A 22,537-nucleotide genomic window follows, 5' to 3' on the forward strand; every position below is an offset into this window, starting at 1 on the left:
GTGCTTTCGTTGTGTCAGATGCGGGCAACCTAGCGCCGGGGCGCGGGAGGGTGAAGGCGGTTGGGGCGGATTATTTCGGGGGATGGGGACGCGTGGGTTTTCACCCACCCTACGCGTTGGATGTGGCGGGTCCGGAATGCGTGGCCGCAAGATGGACCGGAGGGCCTTGGTGGCGGGCGAGGGGTTTGCAGGGGGTGGAGGCGCGTGGGTTTTCACCCACCCTACGCGGTGGCCCGTGCGTTATGCAGGGCCCCAGCTGACATCGCCGAGGAAGATGTAGCCGGCGCCGTAGATCGTTTTGATCAGGCGGGGGTTCTTGGGGTCCTCGCGCAGCTTGGTGCGCAGGCGCGAGATGCGGACGTCCATGGCACGGTCGAAGCTTTCGCCCGCCGCGCCGCCCAGGGCCTCTTGCATGGCCTGGCGCGAGATCAGGCGCTTGGGGCGGTCGAGAAAGAGGCGCAGCACCTCGCCCTCGGCATGGGAAAAGGGGGTTTCCTGTCCGGTGTCGTCTTCCAGGACGTAGCGGTCGAAATGCGCGGTCCATGGGCCGAAGCGGGCGGTGTTGCCGGTATTCGGGCCGGGAGCGTCGCGGCGCAGGCGGGCGCGGATGCGGGCCACCACCTCGGCGGGATCGAAGGGCTTGATGATGTAGTCGTCGGCGCCGAGTTCGAGCCCGGTGACGCGGTCCTGCACCTCGGCCCGGCCGGAGATGATGATGACCCGTGCGCCCTGTTCCAGTGCGAGGCGATGCACCAGCGTCAGCCCGTCGCGGTCGGGCAGCGAGAGGTCCACGAGGCAGATATCGGGCGAGTGGGTGCGCAGCGCGGCCTCGAACTCGGTCGCGCGGGCGAAGGTGAGGGTGCGAAAGCCGGCCTCTTCAAGCGTCTGGGCCAGCATGGTGCGAATGGCGGGTTCATCGTCGAGGATGGTGACGAGGGGTGTGGTGGCGGTCATCGCGGCGCTCCGCCAGACAGGGCGGCGCGCAGAGCGCCGGGTTGGAAGGGTTTGCGCAGCACCGGCGCGCGGGCAAGGGCCGCGGCGTGAAGCGGATCGGAGGGCGGCAGCGAGGTCATGAGCACCGCAGGCGGGTGCCGCGCTGGCAGCGCGTCGATGAGGTCGAGGCCGGTGGCCTCGCCTTCGAGGGTGATGTCGGAAAGAATGGCGGTGATCTCGGGCAGGCCGTTCAGAAGCGCCTGCGCTTCGGTGGCGCTGGTGGCCTCGATCACCTGGTGACCGTCGGCGCGCAGCATGGCGCGGATGCTTTCGCGCAGGTCGGCGCTGTCCTCGACCAGGAGGACAAAGCCGGGGGTGTCGTCGGCGCTGGCCTCGCGCAGGGGCAGGCGCAGGGTGACCTGGCCGCCCGCGTCGGTGTTGTCGATCATCACGCGGCCCCCGGCGAGCTTGGTCATGTTGTAGACCATGGTGAGGCCCAGCCCCGAGCCTTCGCCGCCCTTGGTGGTGAAGAACGGATCGAACGCGTGGCTGCGGACGTGGTCGGAAAAGCCGGGGCCGGTGTCGGAGACCGTCACGTCGAGCCAGGTGTCCTGGACGGTCGTGAGGGCAAGCGTGATGCGGCCCGGCCCCGCGATGGCGTCGCGGGCGTTGAGGAGGAGGTTGATCAGAGAGTCCTGCAACATGCCCGGGTCGAGAAGGCAGGTGCGTGGCGCGTCGGCGGGCCGGATATCGAGGGTGACAGTGTCGGGCAGGACCGAGCGGGCCAGCGGTTCGAGATCGTTGAGGAAGGCGGGCAGGTCGGTGGGCACGGGCGTGTGTTCGCGCGGGCCGGTCATGTCGGCGATGCGGTCGAGCAGGGCGCCGCCGCGCCGCGCCGCGCCCAAGGTGGCGGCGATGAGGTCAGCGGCCTCTTCGGGCAGGGACATGGATTGCAGGCGCGACTGCATCCCGAGGATGATCGTCAGCAGGTTCGAGAAATCATGCGCGAGGCCGGAGGTCAGTTGGGCCGCCATCTCGCGGCGGCGGTGCTGGCCCAGCGCGGCGCGGGTCTGGGCCTCTTCGGTGATGTCCATTGACAGGATGTAGACGCCGCCGGTGGCCGGATCGGGGGTGAGCGCGACGCGGATGCGGCGGGAACTGGTGGCGTGGGTGAACTCGAACACGGACGGCTCGCCGGCATAGGCGCGGTCGAGATGGGGCGCGATGATGGCGAAGGTCTCTTCCCCCAGCGCGTCGGCGGGGGCGAGGCCGACCGGGTCGGCGGTGCTGCCCGGCATGACGAGCGACAGGCGGCGGTTGGAATAGGTATAGCGCCGGTCGGGGCCGACATGGGCGATATGGGCGGGCACCATCTCGGTCGTCAGACGCATCCGGGCCTCGGCTTCGGACGCCTGGCGCTGGGCCTCTTCCAGCGCGATGATGGTGGATTCAAGCTGCCGGTTGGCGGCCGCCAGATCGTCTGAATAAGTGACGAGCCGGTCCGACAGTTCCTCGGACCGGGCGGCGAGCAGTGCCTCCTGCTGTTTGGCGCGGGTGATGTCGGTGTAGACGGTAACCCAGCCGCCCTGGGGCAGGGGCGAGCCTTCGACGCTGATGGTGCGGCCATTGGCGCGGGTGCGTTCCATGTAATGCGGTTTGAACGCGCGGGCGGTGTCGACCCGGGTTGCGACGAAATGGTCGAGGTCTGTCACCTTACCGTAGTCGCCGCGTTCGGCCAGAAAGCGGATCGTGTCCTCGAAACGGGCGCCGGGGGTGACCAGCCGGTCGGGCAGGTCGAACATTTCCTGGAAGCGGCGGTTGCACACGGCGAGGTCGAGATCGGCGTCGTAGATGGTGAGGGCCTGCTGGATGAGGTTGAGGCCCGCCGTGGTCATGCGGGTGGTGTCGCGCTGGGTCATGCGGCGTGCCTCTGGGCCCAGTCGAGGGCGGTATCGAGCTGATCGTCGCCCCAGAAAAGTTCATCCTCTACGGTGAAGCTGGGGGCGCCGAAGATGCCGCGGCGCATCGCCTCTTCGGTGGTGTCGCGCAGGCGGTGCTTGTTGGCGTCGGCCTGGGCCTGGTCGATCAGGTCGGGCGGCAGTTTGGCGGCGTCGAGGCAGGCGGCGATGACGGACCGGTCGGCGATGTTCAGGCCTTCGGCGAACTGCATGAGGTAGACGTTCTGGCAAAAGGCGATGCCCTGGGGGTGTTCGAGCGCCAGTTGCGCGGTGCGGGCGGCGAGCACGCTGTGCTGGGGCATGGTGTTGGAGCGTTTGAACGTCAGGCCGCGCGCGGCGCAGCGGCGTTCCATGTCGCGCCACATGTAATTTCCTTTGGCGGCGTAGATTTTGAAAGGCGACGTGTCCCAGCCCTGCGCGGCGAAGATCGGGCCGAGCAGGAAGGGGCGCCAGCGGACGGTGATGCCGGCCTCGGCCGCGCGGGCGGGCAGGCGCATGACGCTGAGATAGGAATAGGTCGAGGCGAATTCGAACCAGAAATCCATCTGTGGCCGGGTCATCGTTGGATCCTCTTGCGAGAGGGGCAATCGACGGGGAAATGGCGGGTATGTCAAGGGTGGGGCTGCGTCGGGGCGGGAGATCCCGGATCAGGTCCGGGATGGCGGGGCGGGAGATCCCGGATCAGGTCCGGGATGGCGTTTTGAAGTGGTGGCGCGCGGAATCAAGGGCCTTCAGGCCCGCCGCGCGATCGCCAGACCGCCCGGACGGGCTGGCGATTGGGGGACGTGGGCGCGTCGATTGGAGGTTTTGCGGATTTGGCGTGGATAAAGCGCGCTGATGGAAGGTCGTTCGCCAGCCCGCGGTCTGGCGAGCGCGCGGCTCCGGTGCACTTCGTTGCGCCTGTTACAATTCGTAAGGATTGGGCAAAGATCAGGAAAAAGTTGACGCTCAGCGTCGGCTGCGCACTCTATGGGGATCGAGACTCGGTCCCCAGGGGGCGCGGTCTGTTCGCGGGAGAGAGCGGACAAAGGGAGGACAAAATTTGGCACAGTCGTCGAGAGGCGCGGATGGGCTTGTGTCCATTCCGGCCCTTTTGCAGCGCAACGCGGCGCAGTTCGGGACCAAGCCCGCCTATCGGGAAAAGGAATACGGGATCTGGCAAAGCTGGACCTGGGCCGAGGCGGAGCAGGAGATCGAGGCGCTGGCGTTGGGGCTGTTGAAGCTTGGCGTCGATAAAGGCGACTTCATTGCCATCATTGGGCGCAACCGGCCCTATTTCTACTGGTCGATGGTCGCGGCGCAATCGGTGGGCGCGATCCCGGTGCCGGTCTACCAGGACAGCGCAAGCGACGAGATGGCCTATGTGCTGGACCATTGCGGCGCGCGGTTCGCCATCGTCCAGGACCAGGAACAGGTCGACAAGATTATCGACATTCAGGACCAGCTGCACCAGTTCGAGCACATGATCTATGTCGACCCCAGGGGCCTGCGGAAATACGATCATGGCAAGCTGCACCAGTTCAGCGATGTGCAGGCGCAGGGGCGTGAGGCGAAGGACACGCTGATGGCCGAGCTCAAGGCGCGGCGGGAGGCCCTGGATTACGACAGCACCTGCGTGATGCTGTATACCTCGGGCACGACGGGCAAGCCGAAAGGCGTGGTGCTGTCCAATCGCAATATCATTGAGGCGTCGAAATCGTCGTCGGAGTTCGATCACCTGACGCGGAACGAGGAAGTGCTGGCCTATCTGCCCATGGCGTGGGTGGGGGATTTCATCTTTTCCATCGGGCAGGCCTATTGGTGCGGGTTCTGTGTGAACTGCCCGGAAAGCCCGGACACGATGCAGGTGGACCTGCGCGAGATCGGGCCGACCTATTATTTCGCCCCGCCGCGGGTGTTCGAGGGGCAGCTGACTAACGTGATGATCCGGATGGAGGATGCCAGCCGGATGAAGCAATGGCTGTTCCATACCTTCATGGCCCACGCGCGGAAGGTGGGGCCGGCGATCCTGGACGGCAAGAGCGTCAGCGGCTGGGACCGGCTGAAATACCGCCTTGGCGGGCTGCTGGTGTACGGCCCGTTGAAGGATACGCTGGGCTTTGGCCGGGTGCGCGTGGGCTATACCGCCGGGGAGGCGATCGGGCCGGAGATTTTTGATTTCTACCGCTCCTTGGGGATCAACCTGAAGCAGCTTTACGGGCAGACCGAGGCGTCGGTGTTCATCACGCTGCAACCCGATGGCGAGGTCTACAGCGACACGGTGGGCGTTGCCGCGCCGGGCGTCGAGTTGCGCATCGCCGAGAGTGGCGAGGTGTTCTATCGCGGCGACGGGGTGTTCGAGGAGTATTACAAGAACGCCGAGAGCACAGCGAGCACCAAGGATGCCGAGGGCTGGGTCGCCACGGGCGATGCCGGGTTCATCGACGAGGCGACCGGGCATCTGAAGATCATCGACCGGGCGAAGGATGTGGGCAAGATGGCCGATGGCAGCCTGTTCGCGCCGAAATACGTGGAAAACAAGCTGAAATTCTATCCCAATATTCTGGAGGCCGTGGTGTTCGGTAACCAGCGGGACGAGTGTACGGCCTTTATCAACATCGACCTGAATGCCGTGGGCAACTGGGCCGAGCGGAACAATATTGGCTATGCGTCTTACCAGGAGCTGGCGGGGCATCCCCGCGTGCTGGAGACGGTGAAGGAACACGTGGAGGAGGTGAACCGGAGCCTCGCCGAGGACCCGATGCTGGCGCATTGCCAGGTGCATCGCTTCCTGGTGCTGCACAAGGAGCTGGATGCGGATGATGGCGAGATGACCCGGACGCGGAAGGTGCGGCGGGGCGTGATCTCGGAGAAGTTCGAGGAACTCTTGGTGGCCTTGTACGACGGCTCGGAGGAGAAGTTCACGACGACGGAAGTCACCTATGAAGATGGGCGCAAGGGCAGCATCTCGGCCACGCTGAAGATCGTGGAGGCCAAGGTGGTGCCGGTGGAGACGCAGAAGGTGGCGGCGGAATGAAGCGCGTGGTCATTGCCTCGATCGCATTTGTGATCCCTTGCATGGTCCCCGCAGCGCCTGACGCGGAGGCGCTGTTCAGGGAGGTGGATTGTGTTGTCCTCGCGCTACCCGATCGGGAAAGGGCCGCGCGGCATCGGGAAAATGCAAGTCGTCTTGCCGCGGACGTGGTTGCAGGTCTCGGAGGCTGCCCGAGGTCATCGGACCCTGAGTTTCTAAACTCCGAGAACGCGTTCCGCATGGCACATCCCGGCGCTTCAGCCGAGTTCTGTGTCGGGTGGCTGGTCGCGCGTAGAAGTCAAGCAATGACCGTGGATGCGGAATTCCCCGAGCGTCTGGTTGCGAAGTTCGAGGATGAAATGGGCGTCGACCTTGAAACGCCGCGCGGGGACCTCGCGACGCAGACTCAGGAGTTATACGCTATGCGAGGATGTGTTTCCGAAGAGGGCGAGAATGAAAGCACGCAGTAGATTCAAATGGGTTGCCAGCTGTCGAGACGACGCTCAGCTGCGCTTTCGCCCCGCCCGCCATCCCGTTTGGCGTTGGGAGAGTTTTGATGCTTGATCAGATCGAAGGATACACCACCGAGGATGGCCGCAAGATTGGCGGCGTGGTGATGGAGATGAAGAACATCACGCTGCGCTTCGGCGGGGTGGTGGCTATCCAGGATATCAGCTTTGACGTGCGGGAGGGCGAGATCCGGGCGATCATCGGGCCCAATGGCGCGGGCAAGTCCTCGATGCTGAATGTCATCAGTGGCTTCTACAATCCGCAGGAGGGCGAGGTCTGGTACAAGGGTGAAAAGCGCCCGCAGATGAAGCCTTACCAGGTGGCGCAACAGGGGATTGCGCGGACGTTCCAGAACATCGCGCTCTTCGAGGGGATGAGCGTGCTGGACAACGTGATGACGGGGCGCATCCGGCAGATGAAATCGGGGCTGTTCGCGCAGGCGCTTTGGAAGGGCAAGGCCGAGCGCGAGGAGGTCGAAAACCGGGCCTTCGTGGAGCGGATCATCGACTTTCTGGAGATCCAGCATATTCGCAAGACGCCGGTGGGACGGCTGCCCTACGGGTTGAAGAAACGGGTGGAATTGGCGCGGGCGCTGGCCGCCGAGCCGTCTATTCTGCTGCTGGACGAGCCGATGGCGGGGATGAACGTCGAGGAAAAGGAGGACATGAGCCGCTTTGTCCTCGATGTGAATGACGAGTTCGGGACCACGATTGTGCTGATCGAGCATGACATGGGTGTGGTGATGGACCTCAGCGACCGTGTAGTGGTGATGGATTACGGCAAGAAGATCGGGGATGGCACGCCCGACGAGGTGCGCAGCAACCAGGCGGTGATCGACGCTTACCTGGGGGTGGCGCATGATTGAACGGTTGGGGTGTGTGCGGCCAAAAATTTTCGAAAATTTTTGTCAAATTTCTTCGAAGAAATTTGGCGCGGAGGTGAGAAATGCCTGATCAGTTGATATTCGGGATGGAAGTGTTCCTGAACGGTCTGATGGCCGGGGTTCTCTATGCGCTGGTCGCGCTGGGCTTCGTGCTGATTTACAAGGCGTCGGGGATCTTCAATTACGCGCAAGGCGTCATGGCGCTGTTCGCGGCGCTGACGCTGGTGGGGATCATGGAAGGGCAGGTGCCGTTTTCGCACTTGATCAACGCGATCTTCGGCACCGAGATCCACCATTTCGGCTGGCACGTGCCGGCGCTGGCGGCGATTTTGCTGACGATGGTGGTGATGGTGGCGCTGGCCTGGGCGGTGAACACGCTGATCTTCAAGCACCTGGTGAACCAGGAGCCGATCATCCTGTTCATGGCCACGATCGGCCTTGCCTATTTCCTGGAAGGATTCGGGGACATGATGTGGGGGTCGGACATCAAGACGATGGATGTGGGCCTGCCGCAGGGGATCAACGACGTGATCGACGAGACGACGGCGGGGTGGTTCGGATACGGCTTTTTCATCGACAACCTGGACATCGTGGCGACGGTGATTGCCGCCGCGCTGGTGTTCACGCTGATCGTGTTCGCGCAATACACCAAGCAGGGGCGCGCGATGCGGGCGGTGGCGGATGACCACCAGGCGGCGCTGTCGGTGGGCATTTCGCTGAACTTCATCTGGGTGATGGTGTGGTCGCTGGCGGGCTTCGTGGCGCTGGTGGCGGGGATCATGTGGGGCACGAAGTCGGGCGTGCAGTTCTCGCTGTCGCTGATCGCTCTGAAGGCCTTGCCAGTTCTGATGCTGGGCGGGTTCACGTCGATCCCAGGCGCCATCGTGGGCGGTTTGCTGATCGGCGTGGGCGAGAAGCTTTTCGAATTCGCCATCGGCGCGCCTTACCTGGGCGGGGCGACGGAGATCTGGTTTGCCTATGTGCTGGCGCTGATCTTCCTGGTGTTCCGGCCGCAGGGTCTGTTCGGCGAGAAGATCATCGAGAGGGTATGAGCGGTGCGCCTTGAGCAGAGCATAGACTGCCCGGATTGCGGCACGCCCATCGCGATAGAGACGCGGGCGCTGATGGAAGGGGCGTCGTTTGCCTGTGGCACGTGTGGGGCGGAGATTTCCATGGCGGGACGCGCCGGGGAAAGCTGGGGCGCGGCGCAGGCGAAGTTCGCGGCGCTGAAGGCGGATATGCTGAAGGCCGGGGAGGGTGAGGCATGACCCACAAGGCGCGTATCAGCGTGGTCTGCATCGACTGCCAGACCGAGGACCTGTCGGAGGCGACGGCGTTTTGGTCGGCGGCGCTGGGCAAGGACGCAAAGATCGACGAACGCGGGAAATACACCCAGTTCGACGGACATCGCGGGCATCCGAAGGTGTTGTTGCAGGCGGTGGATCACGCGCCGCGCGTGCATCTGGATATCGAGACTGACGACCGGGAAGCGGAATGTGCGCGGCTGACGGCGCTGGGCGCGCGCGAGGTCGAACGGCTGCGCGGCTGGATCGTGATGGAGGCGCCGACTGGGCACAGGTTCTGCCTGGTGGGGCCGCAGGGTGACGACTGGCCCGGCGACGCGGCCAGGTTCGAGGGAGAGACCGGGAGATGAGACAGCTGATCGCGATTCTGAATGTCGTGGCATGGTCGGGGTTCTGGGCCTTTGGCTACTTGGCGTTGACCTCGGGCGTGGATCAGAGCGGCCAGATGGTAGTGGCTGCGATCCTGGCGGCGCTGGGCGGCGGCACGGGGATGCTGGCGTATTTCTGGCTGGTGCGGCACGCGGAAGAGACCGGCTATGCCCGGCCCGCGAACCGGGTGATGATGCGGGAGGATGACGATGCGGAACCGGTTTGAGCGGGCCCGCGCGGGCGACCGCGTGTCCCTGCGGGCCACGGCACCCGCCCGCCCGGGACCTTCGTTTCGGGCCTGTGACGTATGTGGAGGAGAGATCTGATGTTTTATCGTGAGGCGGGCGATTTCAAGACGTCCTATGTGGCGGACAGCCAGACCTTTCCGATCAAGTTCGACAGGTTCCGCTATTACGCGGTGTTGCTGGTGGCGTTCGCCATCGTGCCCTTCGTGATCAACGATTATTGGGTGAACGCGGTCTTCCTGCCGTTTCTGATCTATTCGATTGCCGCGATCGGGCTGAACATCCTGGTGGGCTATTGCGGGCAGGTAAGCCTGGGCACCGGGGGGTTCATGGCCGTGGGGGCCTATGCCTGTTACAAGCTGATGACGGGTTTCCCGGAGGTGAGCATCTTTTTCCACGTGATCATCTCGGGCGGGATCACGGCGGGGGTCTGTGTGCTTTTCGGCTTGCCATCCTTGCGGATCAAGGGGTTCTACCTGGCGGTGGCGACGCTGGCGGCGCAGTTTTTCCTGGTGTGGCTCTTCAACCGGGTGGGGTGGTTCTACAACTACTCGGCCTCGGGGCAGATCAACGCGCCGGAGCGCACGGTGCTGGGCGTGCCGATCACCGGGGCAGAGACTGCGCCATGGGCGGCCTATCTTTTCTGCCTGGTGTTCACTGTTGTCTGCGCGCTGGTGGCGCGGAACATGACGCGGGGGATGCAGGGGCGGCAGTGGATGGCGATCCGGGACATGGACATCGCGGCCGAGATCATCGGGGTCAATCCGCTGAAGGCCAAGCTGAGCGCCTTTGCCGTGTCGGGCTTTTTCGTGGGCATCGCGGGTGCACTGTTCTTTGCCGTCTACCTGGGCGCTGTGGAAGTTGGCGAGGTTTTCGGGATCAACAAGTCGTTCCTGGTGCTGTTCATGGTGATCATCGGCGGGCTTGGGTCGATCTTCGGCTCGTTCGCCGGGGCGGCGTTCCTGGTGCTGTTGCCGGTCTTGCTGAAGAACGTGCTGGTGGGCGGGTTGGGCTGGCCCACGGACCTGGCGGCGCATTTCGAGTTCATCATCGTGGGCGGGCTGATCGTGATATTCCTAGTGGCCGAGCCGCACGGGCTGGCGCAGCTGTGGCGGGTGGCCAAGGAGAAATTGAGACTATGGCCCTTCCCCCATTAGGGCGGGGCACGCGTGGGTTTTCACCCACCCTACGGGTTGGACGCATCGCGCGTTCATGAAGGAACATCGGACATACCAAGGGAGGAACAAACCGATGAAACAGAGACTGCTGACAGCGATTGCGGCTGTGGCGATGGTGGCGAGCCCCGCGCTTGCGGAGCTGACCATCGTCGATACCAGCTATCGCACCGGGCCTTATGCGGCGAACGGCATCCCGTTCTCGGATGGCTACCAGGATTATTTCACCCTGCTGAACGAGCGTGACGGCGGCATCGGCGGCGAGATGATCAACCTGATCGAATGCGAGACCGGGTACAACACCGAGAAAGGTGTGGAGTGCTACGAGGCCACCAAGGGCGAAGGCACGCTGGTCTATCAGCCGCTGTCGACGGGCATCACCTATCAGCTGATCCCGAAGGCGACGGCCGACGGTATCCCGCTTCACACGATGGGCTATGGCCGCACCAGCGCCAAGGCCGGCGAGGTGTTCAAGTGGGTGTTCAACTATCCCGCCAACTACTGGGACGGGGCGAGCCTTGCGATCACGCATCTGCTGGAGCAGAACGGCGGCGATCTGAGCGGCAAGAAGGTGGCGCTGGTCTATCATAACTCCGCCTATGGCAAGGAGCCGATCCGGACGCTGCAAAGCCTGGCCGAGAAGCACGGTTACGAACTCATGGAACTGCCCGTCGACCACCCGGGCCAGGAGCAGAAGTCGCAATGGTTGCAGGTGCGCCAGCAGCGCCCGGATTACGTGATCATGTGGGGCTGGGGCGTGATGAACCAGGTCGCGATCCAGGAAGCCGTGAACATCCGGTTCCCGATGGAGAACTTCATCGGCATCTGGTGGTCGGGTTCGGAGAACGACGTGAAATCCGCGGGCGCCGGGGCCGATGGGTACAAGGCGCTGACCTTCCACAACCTGGGGTCCGATTATCCGGTCTATGACGATATCCAGCAATATGTCGTGGATACCGGCAATGCCGCCGGTGCGGGCGATCAGATCGGCTCGGTCCTGTATAACCGGGGCATGTATGCCGCGATGCTGGCCGCCGAAGCGATCAAGACCGCGCAGGAGATGCACGGCGTGACCGCGATCAACGCCGCGCAGATGCGCGACGGCATGGAGAATCTGGAAATGACCGAAGAGAAGATGGCCGCGCTTGGCCTTCCGAACTTTGGCCCCGAGTTCAAGGTGTCGTGCGAGAACCATGGCGGCAACGGCTTTGGCGCCGTGTCGCAGTGGAACGCGGAGGCCGGCGAGTTCGACCTGATCACCGAATACTACCAGTCGGACCAGGAGGTCATCCAACCGCTGGTGGAAGAGGATTCGGCGGCGTTCGCGGAAGAGAACGGCATCGAGCCGGGATGCTGATCTGACGCTTTCTTCCCGGCCGCTGCACATGGTGGCGGCCGGGGAATTCCTGAGTATTTGAAGAACAGTGAAAGCCGGGGGTGCAGCTTGTGCCCCGGGGCGCGCGCGGGAGAGTTGAGCCATGGCCGAGGCCGCCGTCGAGACGCAGGAGACCCTGCTTGAGGTGAACAATATCGAGGTGATCTACAACCACGTGATCCTCGTGCTGAAGGGCGTGAGCCTGAGCGTGCCCAAGGGCGGGATCACCGCGCTGCTGGGCGGCAACGGGGCGGGCAAGACCACCACGCTTAAGGCGATTTCCAACCTGCTGAAATCCGAGCGGGGCGAGGTGACGAAGGGCAATATCCGGTACCGGGGCGAGCGGGTGCAGGACCTTGTGCCATCGGAGCTGGTGAAGAAGGGCGTCATCCAGGTGATGGAGGGGCGCCATTGCTTCGAGCACCTGACGGTGGAGGAGAACCTGCTGACGGGCGCCTATACGCGCGGGTCGAGCAAGGGGGAGATCGAGAAGGATCTGGACCTTGTCTACGAGTATTTTCCGCGCTTGAAGGAGCGGCGGAAGAGCCAGGCGGGTTACACGTCCGGCGGGGAGCAGCAGATGTGCGCGATCGGGCGTGCGCTGATGTCGCGGCCCGAGACGATCCTGCTGGATGAGCCCAGCATGGGGTTGGCGCCGCAGCTGGTGGAGCAGATTTTCGGGATCGTGAAATCGCTGAACGAGGAGGAGGGCTATACCTTTCTGCTGGCCGAGCAGAACACCAACGTGGCGCTGCGGTTCGCGCAGTATGGGTATATCCTGGAGTCTGGCCGCGTGGTGATGGACGGGCCGGCGAAGGAATTGCGCGAGAACCCGGATGTGAAGGAATTCTACCTGGGCATGTCGGACGAGGGGCGCAAATCTTTCCGCGACGTGCGCAGCTATCGCCGCCGCAAGCGGTGGCTTTCATGAGCGACAGTGTCTGGTATTTTGCCTATCCGGAACCGACGCCGCCCGACGCCGCGGCTTTGCTGGGCGGCACGATTGCCGATCTGGTCGGGCAGGGGATCATTCGGCGGGACCAGGACCCGGAGGCCATTCTGGGTGAGCCCAGGGGGCCGGTGCATCGACCGGCGCAAGGGGCGGTGGCACTTGCGGGGCCATATGACTCCTTTATGGAGCTGCTGACCAATGGGGCGGAGTTCTGCGGGTCTCTGATCTTCAATTACGGTCCGCTGAACGCCGGCACGCTGGAGTGTCGCCACTGTGGGGTGACGATTTCGGATCAGGACACGGAAGCCTTTGACGACCAGATCAACGAGATCGGAGAGAGGGTGGCCGATGCCGACTTTTCCGATGGGGCCGTCAGGTGCATCACCTGCGGGGTCGACACGGCGGTGAATGACTGGGCGGCCGAGGGCGGCTTTATCCTGGCCGGCTTTGGCGTGGGGTTGTGGAACTGGCCCTATGGCACGCCAGTGATGGATGCGGTCAGGGACAGCCTGGAGCGGAATGTGGGGCGGCCAGGGCTGGCATCGGACGGGTACCGGATATGAGAGCGGTTGGACGCAGAGACATTGGCCAGCGGAGGGCCGACAGATGAGCCAGTATTTCGACGATCTTGAGACACGGGACCCCGAGGACCGGGCATCGGCGCTGGCGCGTGCGTTGCAGTCACAGATCGAACGGGCGCAGGGCCTTGCCGGGTATGGTGATACCCTGGCCGGAGTCGCGCCGGGGGATATCAAGAGCGTGGCCGATCTGGCCGGGTTGCCGGTGCTGCGCAAGGCGGACCTGGGGCAGGCGCAGAAGGCCGCGCCGCCTTTTGGCGGGCTGACGGCGGGGCCGGTCTCGGGCTTTGCGCATGTATTCCAGAGCCCCGGGCCGATCTATGAGCCGGGCGGGGCCGGGGGCGACTGGTGGCGGATGGGGCGGTTTCTGCACGCCTGCGGGATCGGTGCGGGCGATATCGTGCAGAACTGTTTCGGCTATCACCTGACGCCGGCTGGCATGATGTTCGAGAACGGGGCGCGGGCCGTGGGGGCCACGGTGCTGCCTGCCGGGACGGGCCAGACGGAATTGCAGGTGCAGGCCGCGCATGACATCGGGACCACGGCCTATGCCGGAACGCCGGATTACCTGAAGGTGATCCTGGATAAGGCGGACGAGATGGGGCTGGCTTTGAAGATAACCAAGGCTGCCGTGGGGGGCGGGGCGCTGTTTCCTTCGCTGCGGCAGGAATATGCGGATCGGGGCATCACCTGCCTGCAATGCTATGCCACCGCGGATCTGGGCAACATCGCCTATGAAAGCGTGGCGCAGGAGGGGATGATCCTCGACGAGGGCGTGATCGTGGAGATCGTGACGCCCGGCACCGGCACGCCGGTGGCGCCCGGAGATGTGGGCGAGGTGGTGGTGACCACGCTGAACCCGGATTATCCGCTGATCCGTTTTGCCACCGGCGACCTGAGTGCGGTGATGGAGGGGGAAAGCCCCTGCGGACGCACCAACATGCGCATCAAGGGCTGGATGGGCCGGGCCGACCAGACCACCAAGATCAAGGGCATGTTCGTGCGCCCCGAGCAGGTGGCCGCATTGGTGGCCAAGCATTCCGAGATCGCGCGGGCAAGGGTCGTGGCCAGCCGCGAGGGCGAGATGGACGTGATGACCGTGCAGATCGAGGCCGATGGCGGTGCGCCCGAGGCCTATGCGGCGACGGTGAGCGACGTTCTGAAGCTGAAGGGCAAGATCGAGGTCGTGGCACGGGGCAGCCTGCCCAACGATGGGAAGGTGATCGAGGATTTGCGCAGTTACGAATGACGCTGTCCGGGGGCCGCGTCACTGTTCGTCGCGGAGGAACGCCGGTTCGTCCTGGGTCGAGCGAGACGGGTCGTAGCGGTAGCCGCCGCTATCGAACTCCTTCAGGCTTTCGGGGTCGGTCAGGCGGTTCTGGACGATGAAGCGGGCCATCGCGCCGCGGGCCTTCTTGGCGAAGAAGCTGATGACCTTGGCCTCGCCATTCTTGGTGTCGAGGAAGGTGGGGGTGATGACCCTGAGCTTGAGCGCGTCGCGGTCCACCGCGCCGAAATATTCCTGGCTGGCGCAGTTGACCAGTGTCTTGCTGCCGGTCTCTTTCGCCTGCCGGTTCAGCGCCTTTGACAGCCGATCGCCCCAGTAGTCGTAGAGCGACTTGCCCTGCTCGGTCTTGAGACGACTGCCCATCTCAAGCCGGTAGGGTTCGATATTGTCGAGCGGGCGCAGGAGACCGTAGAGGCCCGAAAGGATGCGCAGGTGGTCCTGGGCCCAGTCGAGTTCGTCCGCGTCGAGCGATCCCGCCTCGAGCCCCTGGTAGGTGTCGCCGGCAAAGGCCAGCGCGGCGGGCTTTTTGTCCTGCTTGCCGAAATTGCTGAACCGCTGGGCATTGAGCTTGGCCAGGTCGTCGGAGATGCCCATGAGCTTTTTCAGGTCGGCCTGGCTGAGGTCGCGGGCCACGTCGGCCAGGGCGTGGGCATCCTTGGCGAAGGCGGGGCCGGTGGGGTGGACCCCCTCGGCCGGGGACATGTCCATTTTCTTGGCAGGCGAGACGACGACGAGCATTTGTGACCCTTGAGAAATTAAGCTTTCCGGGGATCTAGGGCGTTTCGAGGAAAAATGGAATCGCCAATACCCTGTCACGCCTTCGGCGTTCTCGGGACATTGGCGATACTCTGGTCATGTTGTCCTCGAAACACCTCAGTCCGTCGCGTGCAGGACGTCCAGAAAGGCCGGGCCGAAACGCTCGGTCCTTTTGTCGCCCAGCAGGCGTTCGAGGTCGCCGAGGTCGCGGGGTTTCGAGGCCGCGACGCGGGCCAGCAGGCTGGCGGAGCAGGAGAGCGGCTTGTCGATACCATCCTCGCCGCGTTGCAGATTGGCCTGCACTTCCAGCAGGCGGTCATAGACCGTGCCTGTCTCGCGGCCCGCGAGTTTGCGGCGGGTGGGGTGCATCACCTCGGCCTCGCCGTTGATAACCTCGAGAAAGGCCGCGCCATATTGTTCCAGCTTCTTGGAGCCGACGCCCGAGATGCGGGCCATGTCGTCGAGCGTGCGGGGGCGGGTTTCGGCCATCTCGATCAGGGTGCGGTCGTTGAAGACGATGTAGGCGGGCATCTTGGCGGCCTCGGCCAGCGCGCGGCGCTTGGCCTTGAGCGCCGACAGCAGCGGGGCGTCTTCCTCGGCCACCAGCGTCTTGGCGGCGGGGCGGCGGGACTTGGGCGCGAGGGTGTCGCGGCGCAGGGTAATCTGGTCCTCGCCCTTGAGGATGGGAATGGCCCGTTCCGTCATGCGCAGGGCGCCGTGGCGTTCGGGGTCGGGGCGGATCAGGTCGCAACCCATCATCTGGCGGAAGATGCCCTGCCAGGTGCGGCGATCGGTGTCGCGACCCACGCCGAAGGTGGGCAGGCCGTCATGGCCGCGGGCGCGGATCTTGTCGGTCTCGTTGCCGGTCAGGATGTCGATCAGGTGGCCCGCGCCGAAGAATTCATCCGTGCGCAGGATGGCCGAGAGCGCCTTGCGCACGTCCTGGGTGCCGTCGAAGGTTTCGGGCGGGGTGGCGCAGGTGTCGCAATTGTCGCACGGTGCCGGATCCTCGCCGAAATAGCGCAGCAGCGCCTGACGGCGGCAGGCGTGGGTTTCGGCAAGGCCCAGAAGGGCGTTGAGGCGGGCGTGATCTGCGGCGCGGCGTTCGGGCGGGGCGAGGCCTTCGTCGATCTGGCTGCGGCGCAGGCGGATGTCGTCGGGGCCAAAGAGTGTGAGCGTGTCGGCGGGCGCGCCGTCGCGGCCCGCGCGGCCGATTTCCTGGTAATAGGCTTCGATCGACTTGGGCAGGTCGGCATGGGCGACCCAGCGGATGTCGGGCTTGTCCACCCCCATGCCGAAGGCGATGGTGGCGACGACCACCAGCCCGTCCTCGGTGCTGAAGCGGTGTTCGACATGGCGCCGGTCGTCCGGGTCCATGCCGCCGTGATAGTGACAGGCGCTGTGGCCATCCTCGCGCAGGGCGCGTGCCAGCGTTTCGGTCTTGGCGCGGGTGCCGCAATAGACGATGCCGGACTGGCCCTTGCGGGCGGCGGCGAAGCTGAGGATCTGTTGCCGGGGGCTGTCCTTGGCCGAGAAGGCCAGCGTGATGTTGGGCCGGTCGAAGCCGCGCAGAAAGGTTTCGGGCTGTTGGCCCTCGAAGAGTTTCTCGACGATTTCAGCCCGGGTTTCAGCGTCGGCGGTTGCCGTGAAGGCGGCGAGCGGCACGTCCAGGGCGCGGCGCAGCTCGCCGATGCGCAGGTAATCGGGGCGGAAGTCGTGGCCCCATTGGCTGACGCAATGCGCCTCGTCCACGGCGATGAGGTTTACGCCGATGCGGCGCAGCATCCCCATGGCGGACCCGGCGGCGAGGCGTTCGGGGGCGATGTAGAGCAGTTTCAGGCGTCCGTCGTCGAGCGCGTCCCAGACGGCCTGGGTTTCTTCCTCGGTATTGCCGGAGGTGAGTGCGCCGGCCTCGACGCCCGCCGCGCGCAAGGCGCGGACCTGGTCGCGCATGAGCGCGATGAGAGGGGAGATGACGACGGTGACGCCGTCGCGCAGGAGGGCAGGGAGTTGATAGCAGAGGGATTTGCCGCCTCCGGTGGGCATGATGGCAAGGGTGTTGGTGCCTTGGGCGACGGTCTGGACGATTTCTTCCTGGCCGGGGCGGAAGGCGGAGAATCCGAAGACGTCTTGCAGCAGCGTGGCAGCGCTTTGCATGGGGAACCTGTAAGATTTTAGTTTTCTGCTCTTACGGGTGACAGTCCCACACTAAGGAATCGTAAACAAGTCCCGGATTGGGGTCAGACGGTCGATGTTGGCTGCGCAGAATCAAGGCCGCAGGCCGCCGCGCCATCGCCAGACCGCCCGGACGGGCTGGCGATTGGGGAGCGTGTGCGCCCCGGTTGGAGGTTTTTCGGGTTTGGCCGACATGAAGTGCCCTGAACACCCGTCAGGTCGCCAGCCCGCGGTCTGGCGATGGCGCGTCTATCCGCAATAGCCCAGGGGGCGTCCGTTGCACAGGAGTTCCGGCAGGATGAAGTCGCGCAGCGAGATCAGCGCGACGAAGGCTACCAGAGGCGCGAGGTCGAGGGGGCGGGTGTCCGGCAGGATGCGGCGGATGGGTTGGTAGATCGGCTCTAGCAGGCGGTTGAGGCCGTACCAAATCTGGGCCACGAACTGCTGGCTGAGGTTCAGGACCTGGAAATTGATCAGCCAGCTCATGATGATGTGGATGATCATGATGAAGAACACCACGTCCAGAATGAGCCCGATGGGACCTGCGATTGCCTGCATCTGATGAACCTCTTGCTTGCTGCGCCGAATAGGTAAGCGTCATGGCGGTATTCCGCAAGCTTTACGCGAGGTTGTGGTTGACGTGGCCGTGAGTTGCGTCAAGACCTCGGGCAAAAGGAGCGCCCGATGTATCCTGTCGTCCGCATGTTCTGGCAGCTTTTCAAGCACCGCAATTCGCCGCCGCTGGCGCCGACCGATACGCATGTGTCGCGGCATGTGTGCCTGCCGTGGGATATCGACCTGTGGATGGAGCTGAACAATGGGCGGACGCTGACGCTGTATGATCTTGGGCGTATCCCACTGGCAATGCGGGCGGGGCTGGTGAAGGTTCTGAAAAAGAACCGCTGGGGGCTGACCATGGCGGGGGCGAGCGTGCGGTATCGCCGCCGGATCCGGATGTTCGAGACGGTCGAGATGCGGTCCCGCGCCGTGTGGTGGGACGCGCGGTTCGTTTACCTGGAACAGTCGATGTGGAAGGCGGACGGCGAGTGCGCCAATCACATCGTCTATCGCTCGGCCGTGACCGGAAAGAAAGGGATCGTGCCGCCTGACGAGGTGATGGCGGCGCTGGGCAAACCTGTCGAGCGGCCCGAGGCACCCGAATGGGTGACCGCGTGGATCGAGGCGGATGCCAAGCGGCCCTGGCCGCCGATGCGGGACTGACGCGGAAAGCCGAACGAAGGGCTTGCCACCGCCCCTCGAACCGCGTTTGATCGCGACCAAACGAGGGGGCGAGATGGCAGAGGTTTCGGCACGCAAGCGGATCTGGGGCTGGTTCTTTTTCGACTGGGCCAGCCAGCCGTATCATACCCTGCTGGTGACATTCGTCTTCGGGCCGTTCTTTGCCGCCGTGGCGTCGCGGTATTTCCTTGGCACCGGGCTGGCGGAAGAGGCGGCGGATGCGCGGGCGCAGACGCTGTGGTCATGGTGCCTGGCGCTGTCGGGGCTGGTCATCGCCTTTGGCGCGCCGGTGATCGGCGCGATGGCGGATTCGACCGGGCGGCGCATTCCGTGGATGCTGTTCTTTTCGGTGCTCTATGTGGTCGGTGCGGCCGGGCTGTGGTGGACGGCGCCGGACGGATCGAACATGATCGCGATGCTGGTGATGTTCGGGATCGGCTTTATCGGGGCGGAATACGCGCTGATCTTCGTCAATTCGCAGCTGCCGTCGGTGGCGACGGCGGATGATGTGGGATCGACCTCGGGCAGCGGGTTTGCCTTTGGCTACCTGGGCGGGCTGGTGTCGCTGGCGATCATGCTGGTGTTTTTCCAGACGATGGACGGGGGGCGCACCATCGCGGGGCTGGAACCGGCGCTGGGGCTGGATGCCGCGCAGGACGAGGACAAGCGTATCGTCGGGCCACTGGCGGCGGTTTGGTACGTTGTGTTCATGATCCCCTATTTCCTGTGGGTGCGCGATGCGGATACCGCACCCAAGGGCGCAGGGTTCGTCGGTGCGATGGCTTTGCTGAAGAAGTCGGTGGCGAACCTGCCCAACCGCAAGAGCCTGCTGGCTTACCTGGGATCGTCGATGTTCTATCGCGACGCTTTGAACGGGCTTTACAGTTTCGGCGGCACCTATGCGACGCTGGTTCTGAACTGGTCGATCGTGAAGGTCGGCATCTTCGGTATCATCAGCGTCATCGGTGCGGCGGCGTTCAGCTGGGTCGGCGGAATGCTGGACAAGCGGTTCGGTCCGAAGCCGGTGATCGTGGTGGCGGTGTGGATCCTGATCGGGGTGTGCATCACCATTGTCAGCATGGACCGCACGATGTTTTTCGGCATCCCGCTGGAGGAAGGATCAAGCCTGCCGGACATGGTGTTCTTTGGCTGCGGCGTGCTGATCGGGGGCCTGGGCGGGACGCTGCAATCGGCCAGCCGGTCGTTGATGGTGCGCCACACGGACCCGGCGGTGCCGACGGAAAGCTTTGGCCTTTACGGGTTGTCGGGGCGGGCCACCGCCTTTATCGCGCCGGCGTTGATCGGCCTTGTGACCTATATCAGCGGAAGCGCGCGAATTGGGGTCACGCCCCTTATTCTGCTTTTCCTCGTGGGGTTGATCTTGCTACGCTGGGTGCAGGCAAAAGGGGATAGTGAGACATGGTCCGTATCGTAAAGCCGTTCCTGCTGGCGCTGGTGCTGGCGGGGTGTGGCGGGTCCACGCAGGAAGCGGAGGATGCACAGCCCGCGGTGCTGTCGACGCAGAACATTCCGGCGGACATGCGCGGGGTGCAGGCGAAACAGCTGTTCGGGGCCAAGCGGGGCGGCTCGCAGCAGCCGGCGCGCCCCTTTGGCGGCTATGCCAAGGGGTGCGTGGCCGGTGGCGTGCAACTGCCCGAGACGGGGCCGACATGGCAGGCGATGCGCCTGAGCCGGAACCGCAACTGGGGCCATCCCGAGGTGATCGACTTTGTCCAGAAGCTGTCGCGCTTTGCCGCGACGCAGCCGGGGTGGAACGGCCTTTACGTGGGCGACATCAGCCAGCCGAGGGGCGGGCCGATGCTGACCGGGCATCGCAGCCACCAGATGGGGCTGGACGTGGATATCTGGCTGCGGCCGGCGGACAACCTGAACCTCAGCCGGGCGCAGCGCGAAAGCCTGTCGTCGGTTTCGCTGCGCCGGGCGAACGGGGCCTATACGAACGACAATTACAACCGCACCCATCACGAGATCATGAAGGCCGCCGCAAAGGACCCGCGCGTGGCGCGGATTTTCGTCTTTCCGGGTGCCAAGGTGCGGATGTGCGAGGAAGAGACCGGCGACCGCAGCTGGCTGCGCAAGATCCGGCCGTGGTACGGGCACCATTATCATTTCCACGTGCGGCTGAAATGTCCGCGCGGCGCGAAAGGATGCGTCGATCAGGCGGCACCGCCCGCCGGGGATGGCTGCGCCGATGCGCGGCAATGGCAGCGCAACATCCTGAACCCGCCGCCGCCCGACCCCAACGCGCCGCCGCCCAAGCCGCGCCGCGAGCTGACCATGGCGGACCTGCCGGCGCAGTGCCTGGGCGTGCTGCAATCGGAGTGAGGTCTTGCGGTTCTGCCGCGAAGTGACTAGCGCAGGCCCCTGATATAAACGCGTATCGGGGGCCTGTGCGCATGACATCCAAGATCCTTCCCGGTGTTCTGGCGATGGCGGCGATTGTCGTCGCGTCGAATATTCTGGTCCAGTTCCTGTTCGGCCGGTGGCTGACATGGGGGGCGTTCACCTATCCGCTGGCGTTCCTGGTGACGGACGTGATGAACCGTGTCTATGGCCGCGCGGCGGCGCGGCGCGTGGTGCTGGCGGGGTTCGTGGTGGGGCTGAACTGTTCCTTTATCGGCACGCAGATTTCGGGGGAGTTCGGGCCGCTGGTGACGGTGCGGATCGCGCTGGGCTCGGCCGTGGCGTTTCTGAGCGCGCAACTGCTGGACATCGCGGTGTTCGACCGGCTGCGCGGCGGGGCGTGGTGGCGGGCGCCGGTGGTGTCGTCGCTGATCGGGGGGAGCGTGGACACGGCGCTCTTTTTTACCATTGCGTTTTCGGCCAGCCTGACATTCCTGGAGCCGGGCAACGACGTGAGCTGGGCCGGCGAGGCTTTGCCGCTGTTGGGCATGGGCCCGGTGGTGCCGCTGTGGGTGTCGCTGGCGGTGGCGGATTGGCTGGTGAAACTGGTGCTGGCAATTTTGGCACTTGTGCCGTTTCGCATCATCGTGGGGTCACTTAGTGGCAGGACCACATGATTTTGTTTTGACAAACGCGAAATCTGTGGCAGGCTACCCTTGAGTTCAACAACTGAAAGGAGGTGATCCAGTGTCTATAAAGGGATTGGAGAGAGGTGTCGGAACAGTCAGGGAGGTTCGTGTCTGAGGCAGCCCTTGGGCATGTAAACACCCGGATTGGCAGGGACGCTTCTACGGTGTCCTGGGTCTAACCGACCTCGCCTCCGAAACTTTTAGAAGGGCCGTTCCACGAGGTTGGAGCGGCCCTTTTAGTGTGAAAATGGCGCGTCGGTATCGCGTCGGTGTTTGAGTGGCAATGCATCGGTGCTATTTGACAGGGCATCATGAAGATCAACGACAAGATCACCATCGAGGATTGGGAGCTGACGGAGCAGTTCACCCGCGCGTCCGGGCCGGGCGGGCAGAACGTGAACAAGGTGTCCTCGGCGGTGGAGCTGCGGTTCGAGGCCGAACGCTCGCCCAACCTGCCCGACCCGGTGAAGCGGCGGCTGCGGCGGCTGGCCGGGCGGCGCTGGACCAAGGACGGGGCGGTGGTGTTGCAGGTGTCGGAGGAACGGAGCCAGGCCCGCAACCGCGAGATCGCCCGGGAGCGGTTGGCGGAGTTGATCGGCAAGGCCTGTGAAAAGCCGAAGCGGCGGATCCCGACGAAAGTGTCGAAGAACCAGAAGCGCAAGCGCGTCGAGGCGAAGAAGAAACGCGGCGAGGTGAAGGCGTTGAGGGGGAAGGTGGACGGGGTTTGAGGT

The 22,537-nt window shown here is 64.5% G+C and carries 23 protein-coding genes; 17 read left to right on the top strand and 6 right to left on the bottom strand.

Features of this window, described 5'->3' with window-relative positions:
- Positions 1-240 precede the first annotated feature (240 nt).
- The 3 genes from XM53_RS06905 to XM53_RS06915 are packed head-to-tail and all read right to left on the bottom strand — an operon-like array spanning position 241 to position 3,451.
- The gene (locus XM53_RS06905) at positions 241-954 is read right to left on the bottom strand and encodes a response regulator transcription factor (RefSeq protein WP_057791670.1); all 714 of its coding nucleotides are present in this window, start codon (positions 952-954) and stop codon (positions 241-243) included.
- Entirely contained in the window at positions 951-2,852 is a 1,902-nt protein-coding gene (locus tag XM53_RS06910) for a PAS-domain containing protein (RefSeq protein ID WP_057791672.1), read from the bottom strand. The genes XM53_RS06905 and XM53_RS06910 overlap by 4 nt, the downstream gene beginning before the upstream one ends.
- Positions 2,849-3,451, bottom strand: coding sequence for a 2-hydroxychromene-2-carboxylate isomerase (locus XM53_RS06915; RefSeq protein ID WP_057791674.1), 603 nt, complete (start codon positions 3,449-3,451; stop codon positions 2,849-2,851). Before XM53_RS06915 ends, XM53_RS06910 begins: the two co-directional genes overlap by 4 nt.
- Before the next feature lie 482 nt (positions 3,452-3,933).
- Between XM53_RS06915 and XM53_RS06920 the strand changes: the two genes are divergently transcribed.
- The 12 genes from XM53_RS06920 (at position 3,934) to XM53_RS06975 (ending at position 14,544) form a co-directional block, all read left to right on the top strand.
- Positions 3,934-5,907 carry an AMP-binding protein gene (locus XM53_RS06920; protein ID WP_057791676.1) on the top strand — a complete coding sequence of 658 codons (1,974 nt, stop codon included), beginning with the start codon at positions 3,934-3,936 and terminating at the stop codon, positions 5,905-5,907.
- On the top strand, positions 5,904-6,374 hold the full coding sequence (locus XM53_RS06925) for a hypothetical protein (RefSeq protein ID WP_057791678.1): 471 nt from the start codon (positions 5,904-5,906) through the stop codon (positions 6,372-6,374). Before XM53_RS06920 ends, XM53_RS06925 begins: the two co-directional genes overlap by 4 nt.
- An 86-nt stretch (positions 6,375-6,460) precedes the next feature.
- The gene (locus XM53_RS06930) at positions 6,461-7,279 is read left to right on the top strand and encodes an ABC transporter ATP-binding protein (RefSeq protein ID WP_057791680.1); all 819 of its coding nucleotides are present in this window, start codon (positions 6,461-6,463) and stop codon (positions 7,277-7,279) included.
- An 80-nt stretch (positions 7,280-7,359) separates the two neighbouring features.
- On the top strand, positions 7,360-8,349 hold the full coding sequence (locus tag XM53_RS06935) for a branched-chain amino acid ABC transporter permease (RefSeq protein ID WP_057791682.1): 990 nt from the start codon (positions 7,360-7,362) through the stop codon (positions 8,347-8,349).
- Between the two features lie 3 nt (positions 8,350-8,352).
- Entirely contained in the window at positions 8,353-8,565 is a 213-nt protein-coding gene (locus XM53_RS06940; RefSeq protein WP_057791684.1) for a hypothetical protein, read from the top strand.
- On the top strand, positions 8,562-8,951 hold the full coding sequence (locus XM53_RS06945) for a VOC family protein (RefSeq protein WP_057791686.1): 390 nt from the start codon (positions 8,562-8,564) through the stop codon (positions 8,949-8,951). The genes XM53_RS06940 and XM53_RS06945 overlap by 4 nt, the downstream gene beginning before the upstream one ends.
- Entirely contained in the window at positions 8,948-9,196 is a 249-nt protein-coding gene (locus XM53_RS06950; RefSeq protein WP_057791688.1) for a hypothetical protein, read from the top strand. Before XM53_RS06945 ends, XM53_RS06950 begins: the two co-directional genes overlap by 4 nt.
- A gap of 99 nt (positions 9,197-9,295) precedes the next feature.
- Positions 9,296-10,372 carry a branched-chain amino acid ABC transporter permease gene (locus XM53_RS06955; RefSeq protein ID WP_057791690.1) on the top strand — a complete coding sequence of 359 codons (1,077 nt, stop codon included), beginning with the start codon at positions 9,296-9,298 and terminating at the stop codon, positions 10,370-10,372.
- A 94-nt stretch (positions 10,373-10,466) separates the two neighbouring features.
- A complete protein-coding gene (locus XM53_RS06960) occupies positions 10,467-11,747 on the top strand; it encodes an ABC transporter substrate-binding protein (RefSeq protein WP_057791691.1) in 1,281 nt (426 codons plus the stop codon).
- 121 nt (positions 11,748-11,868) lie between these two features.
- The gene (locus XM53_RS06965; protein WP_057791693.1) at positions 11,869-12,696 is read left to right on the top strand and encodes an ABC transporter ATP-binding protein; all 828 of its coding nucleotides are present in this window, start codon (positions 11,869-11,871) and stop codon (positions 12,694-12,696) included.
- On the top strand, positions 12,693-13,280 hold the full coding sequence (locus tag XM53_RS06970) for a hypothetical protein (protein WP_057791695.1): 588 nt from the start codon (positions 12,693-12,695) through the stop codon (positions 13,278-13,280). Before XM53_RS06965 ends, XM53_RS06970 begins: the two co-directional genes overlap by 4 nt.
- A gap of 43 nt (positions 13,281-13,323) precedes the next feature.
- Positions 13,324-14,544 (top strand): phenylacetate--CoA ligase family protein, encoded by a 1,221-nt coding sequence (locus tag XM53_RS06975; RefSeq protein WP_057791697.1) that lies wholly within the window; start codon positions 13,324-13,326, stop codon positions 14,542-14,544.
- Between the two features lie 18 nt (positions 14,545-14,562).
- Here XM53_RS06975 and yaaA read toward each other — a convergent pair whose 3' ends face one another.
- The 3 genes from yaaA to XM53_RS06990 all read right to left on the bottom strand — a co-directional run bounded on the left by yaaA (position 14,563) and on the right by XM53_RS06990 (position 18,072).
- Positions 14,563-15,321, bottom strand: a complete 759-nt coding sequence (yaaA, locus tag XM53_RS06980; RefSeq protein WP_057791699.1) for a peroxide stress protein YaaA — start codon at positions 15,319-15,321, stop codon at positions 14,563-14,565.
- A gap of 135 nt (positions 15,322-15,456) precedes the next feature.
- Positions 15,457-17,496, bottom strand: a complete 2,040-nt coding sequence (recQ, locus tag XM53_RS06985) for a DNA helicase RecQ (RefSeq protein WP_057791701.1) — start codon at positions 17,494-17,496, stop codon at positions 15,457-15,459.
- Between the two features lie 267 nt (positions 17,497-17,763).
- Entirely contained in the window at positions 17,764-18,072 is a 309-nt protein-coding gene (locus XM53_RS06990; RefSeq protein ID WP_057791703.1) for a YggT family protein, read from the bottom strand.
- 126 nt (positions 18,073-18,198) lie between these two features.
- On the opposite strand from XM53_RS06990, the gene XM53_RS06995 reads away from it, so the two are divergent.
- From XM53_RS06995 to arfB, 5 genes are all read left to right on the top strand, one after another.
- On the top strand, positions 18,199-18,735 hold the full coding sequence (locus tag XM53_RS06995) for an acyl-CoA thioesterase (RefSeq protein ID WP_057791705.1): 537 nt from the start codon (positions 18,199-18,201) through the stop codon (positions 18,733-18,735).
- Positions 18,736-18,808: 73 nt separating this feature from the next.
- Positions 18,809-20,188, top strand: coding sequence for an MFS transporter (locus XM53_RS07000; RefSeq protein WP_057791707.1), 1,380 nt, complete (start codon positions 18,809-18,811; stop codon positions 20,186-20,188).
- Complete coding sequence (gene mepA / locus XM53_RS07005; RefSeq protein WP_057791710.1) at positions 20,173-21,099, top strand: penicillin-insensitive murein endopeptidase; 927 nt, start codon at positions 20,173-20,175, stop codon at positions 21,097-21,099. The genes XM53_RS07000 and mepA overlap by 16 nt, the downstream gene beginning before the upstream one ends.
- 71 nt (positions 21,100-21,170) lie before the next feature.
- Positions 21,171-21,794 carry a queuosine precursor transporter gene (locus XM53_RS07010; RefSeq protein ID WP_057791712.1) on the top strand — a complete coding sequence of 208 codons (624 nt, stop codon included), beginning with the start codon at positions 21,171-21,173 and terminating at the stop codon, positions 21,792-21,794.
- A gap of 323 nt (positions 21,795-22,117) precedes the next feature.
- Entirely contained in the window at positions 22,118-22,534 is a 417-nt protein-coding gene (gene arfB, locus XM53_RS07015; RefSeq protein WP_408006052.1) for an alternative ribosome rescue aminoacyl-tRNA hydrolase ArfB, read from the top strand.
- Positions 22,535-22,537 lie beyond the last annotated feature (3 nt).

This window comes from Roseovarius atlanticus, from assembly GCF_001441615.1.
In the GTDB taxonomy this organism is placed as follows: domain Bacteria; phylum Pseudomonadota; class Alphaproteobacteria; order Rhodobacterales; family Rhodobacteraceae; genus Roseovarius; species Roseovarius atlanticus.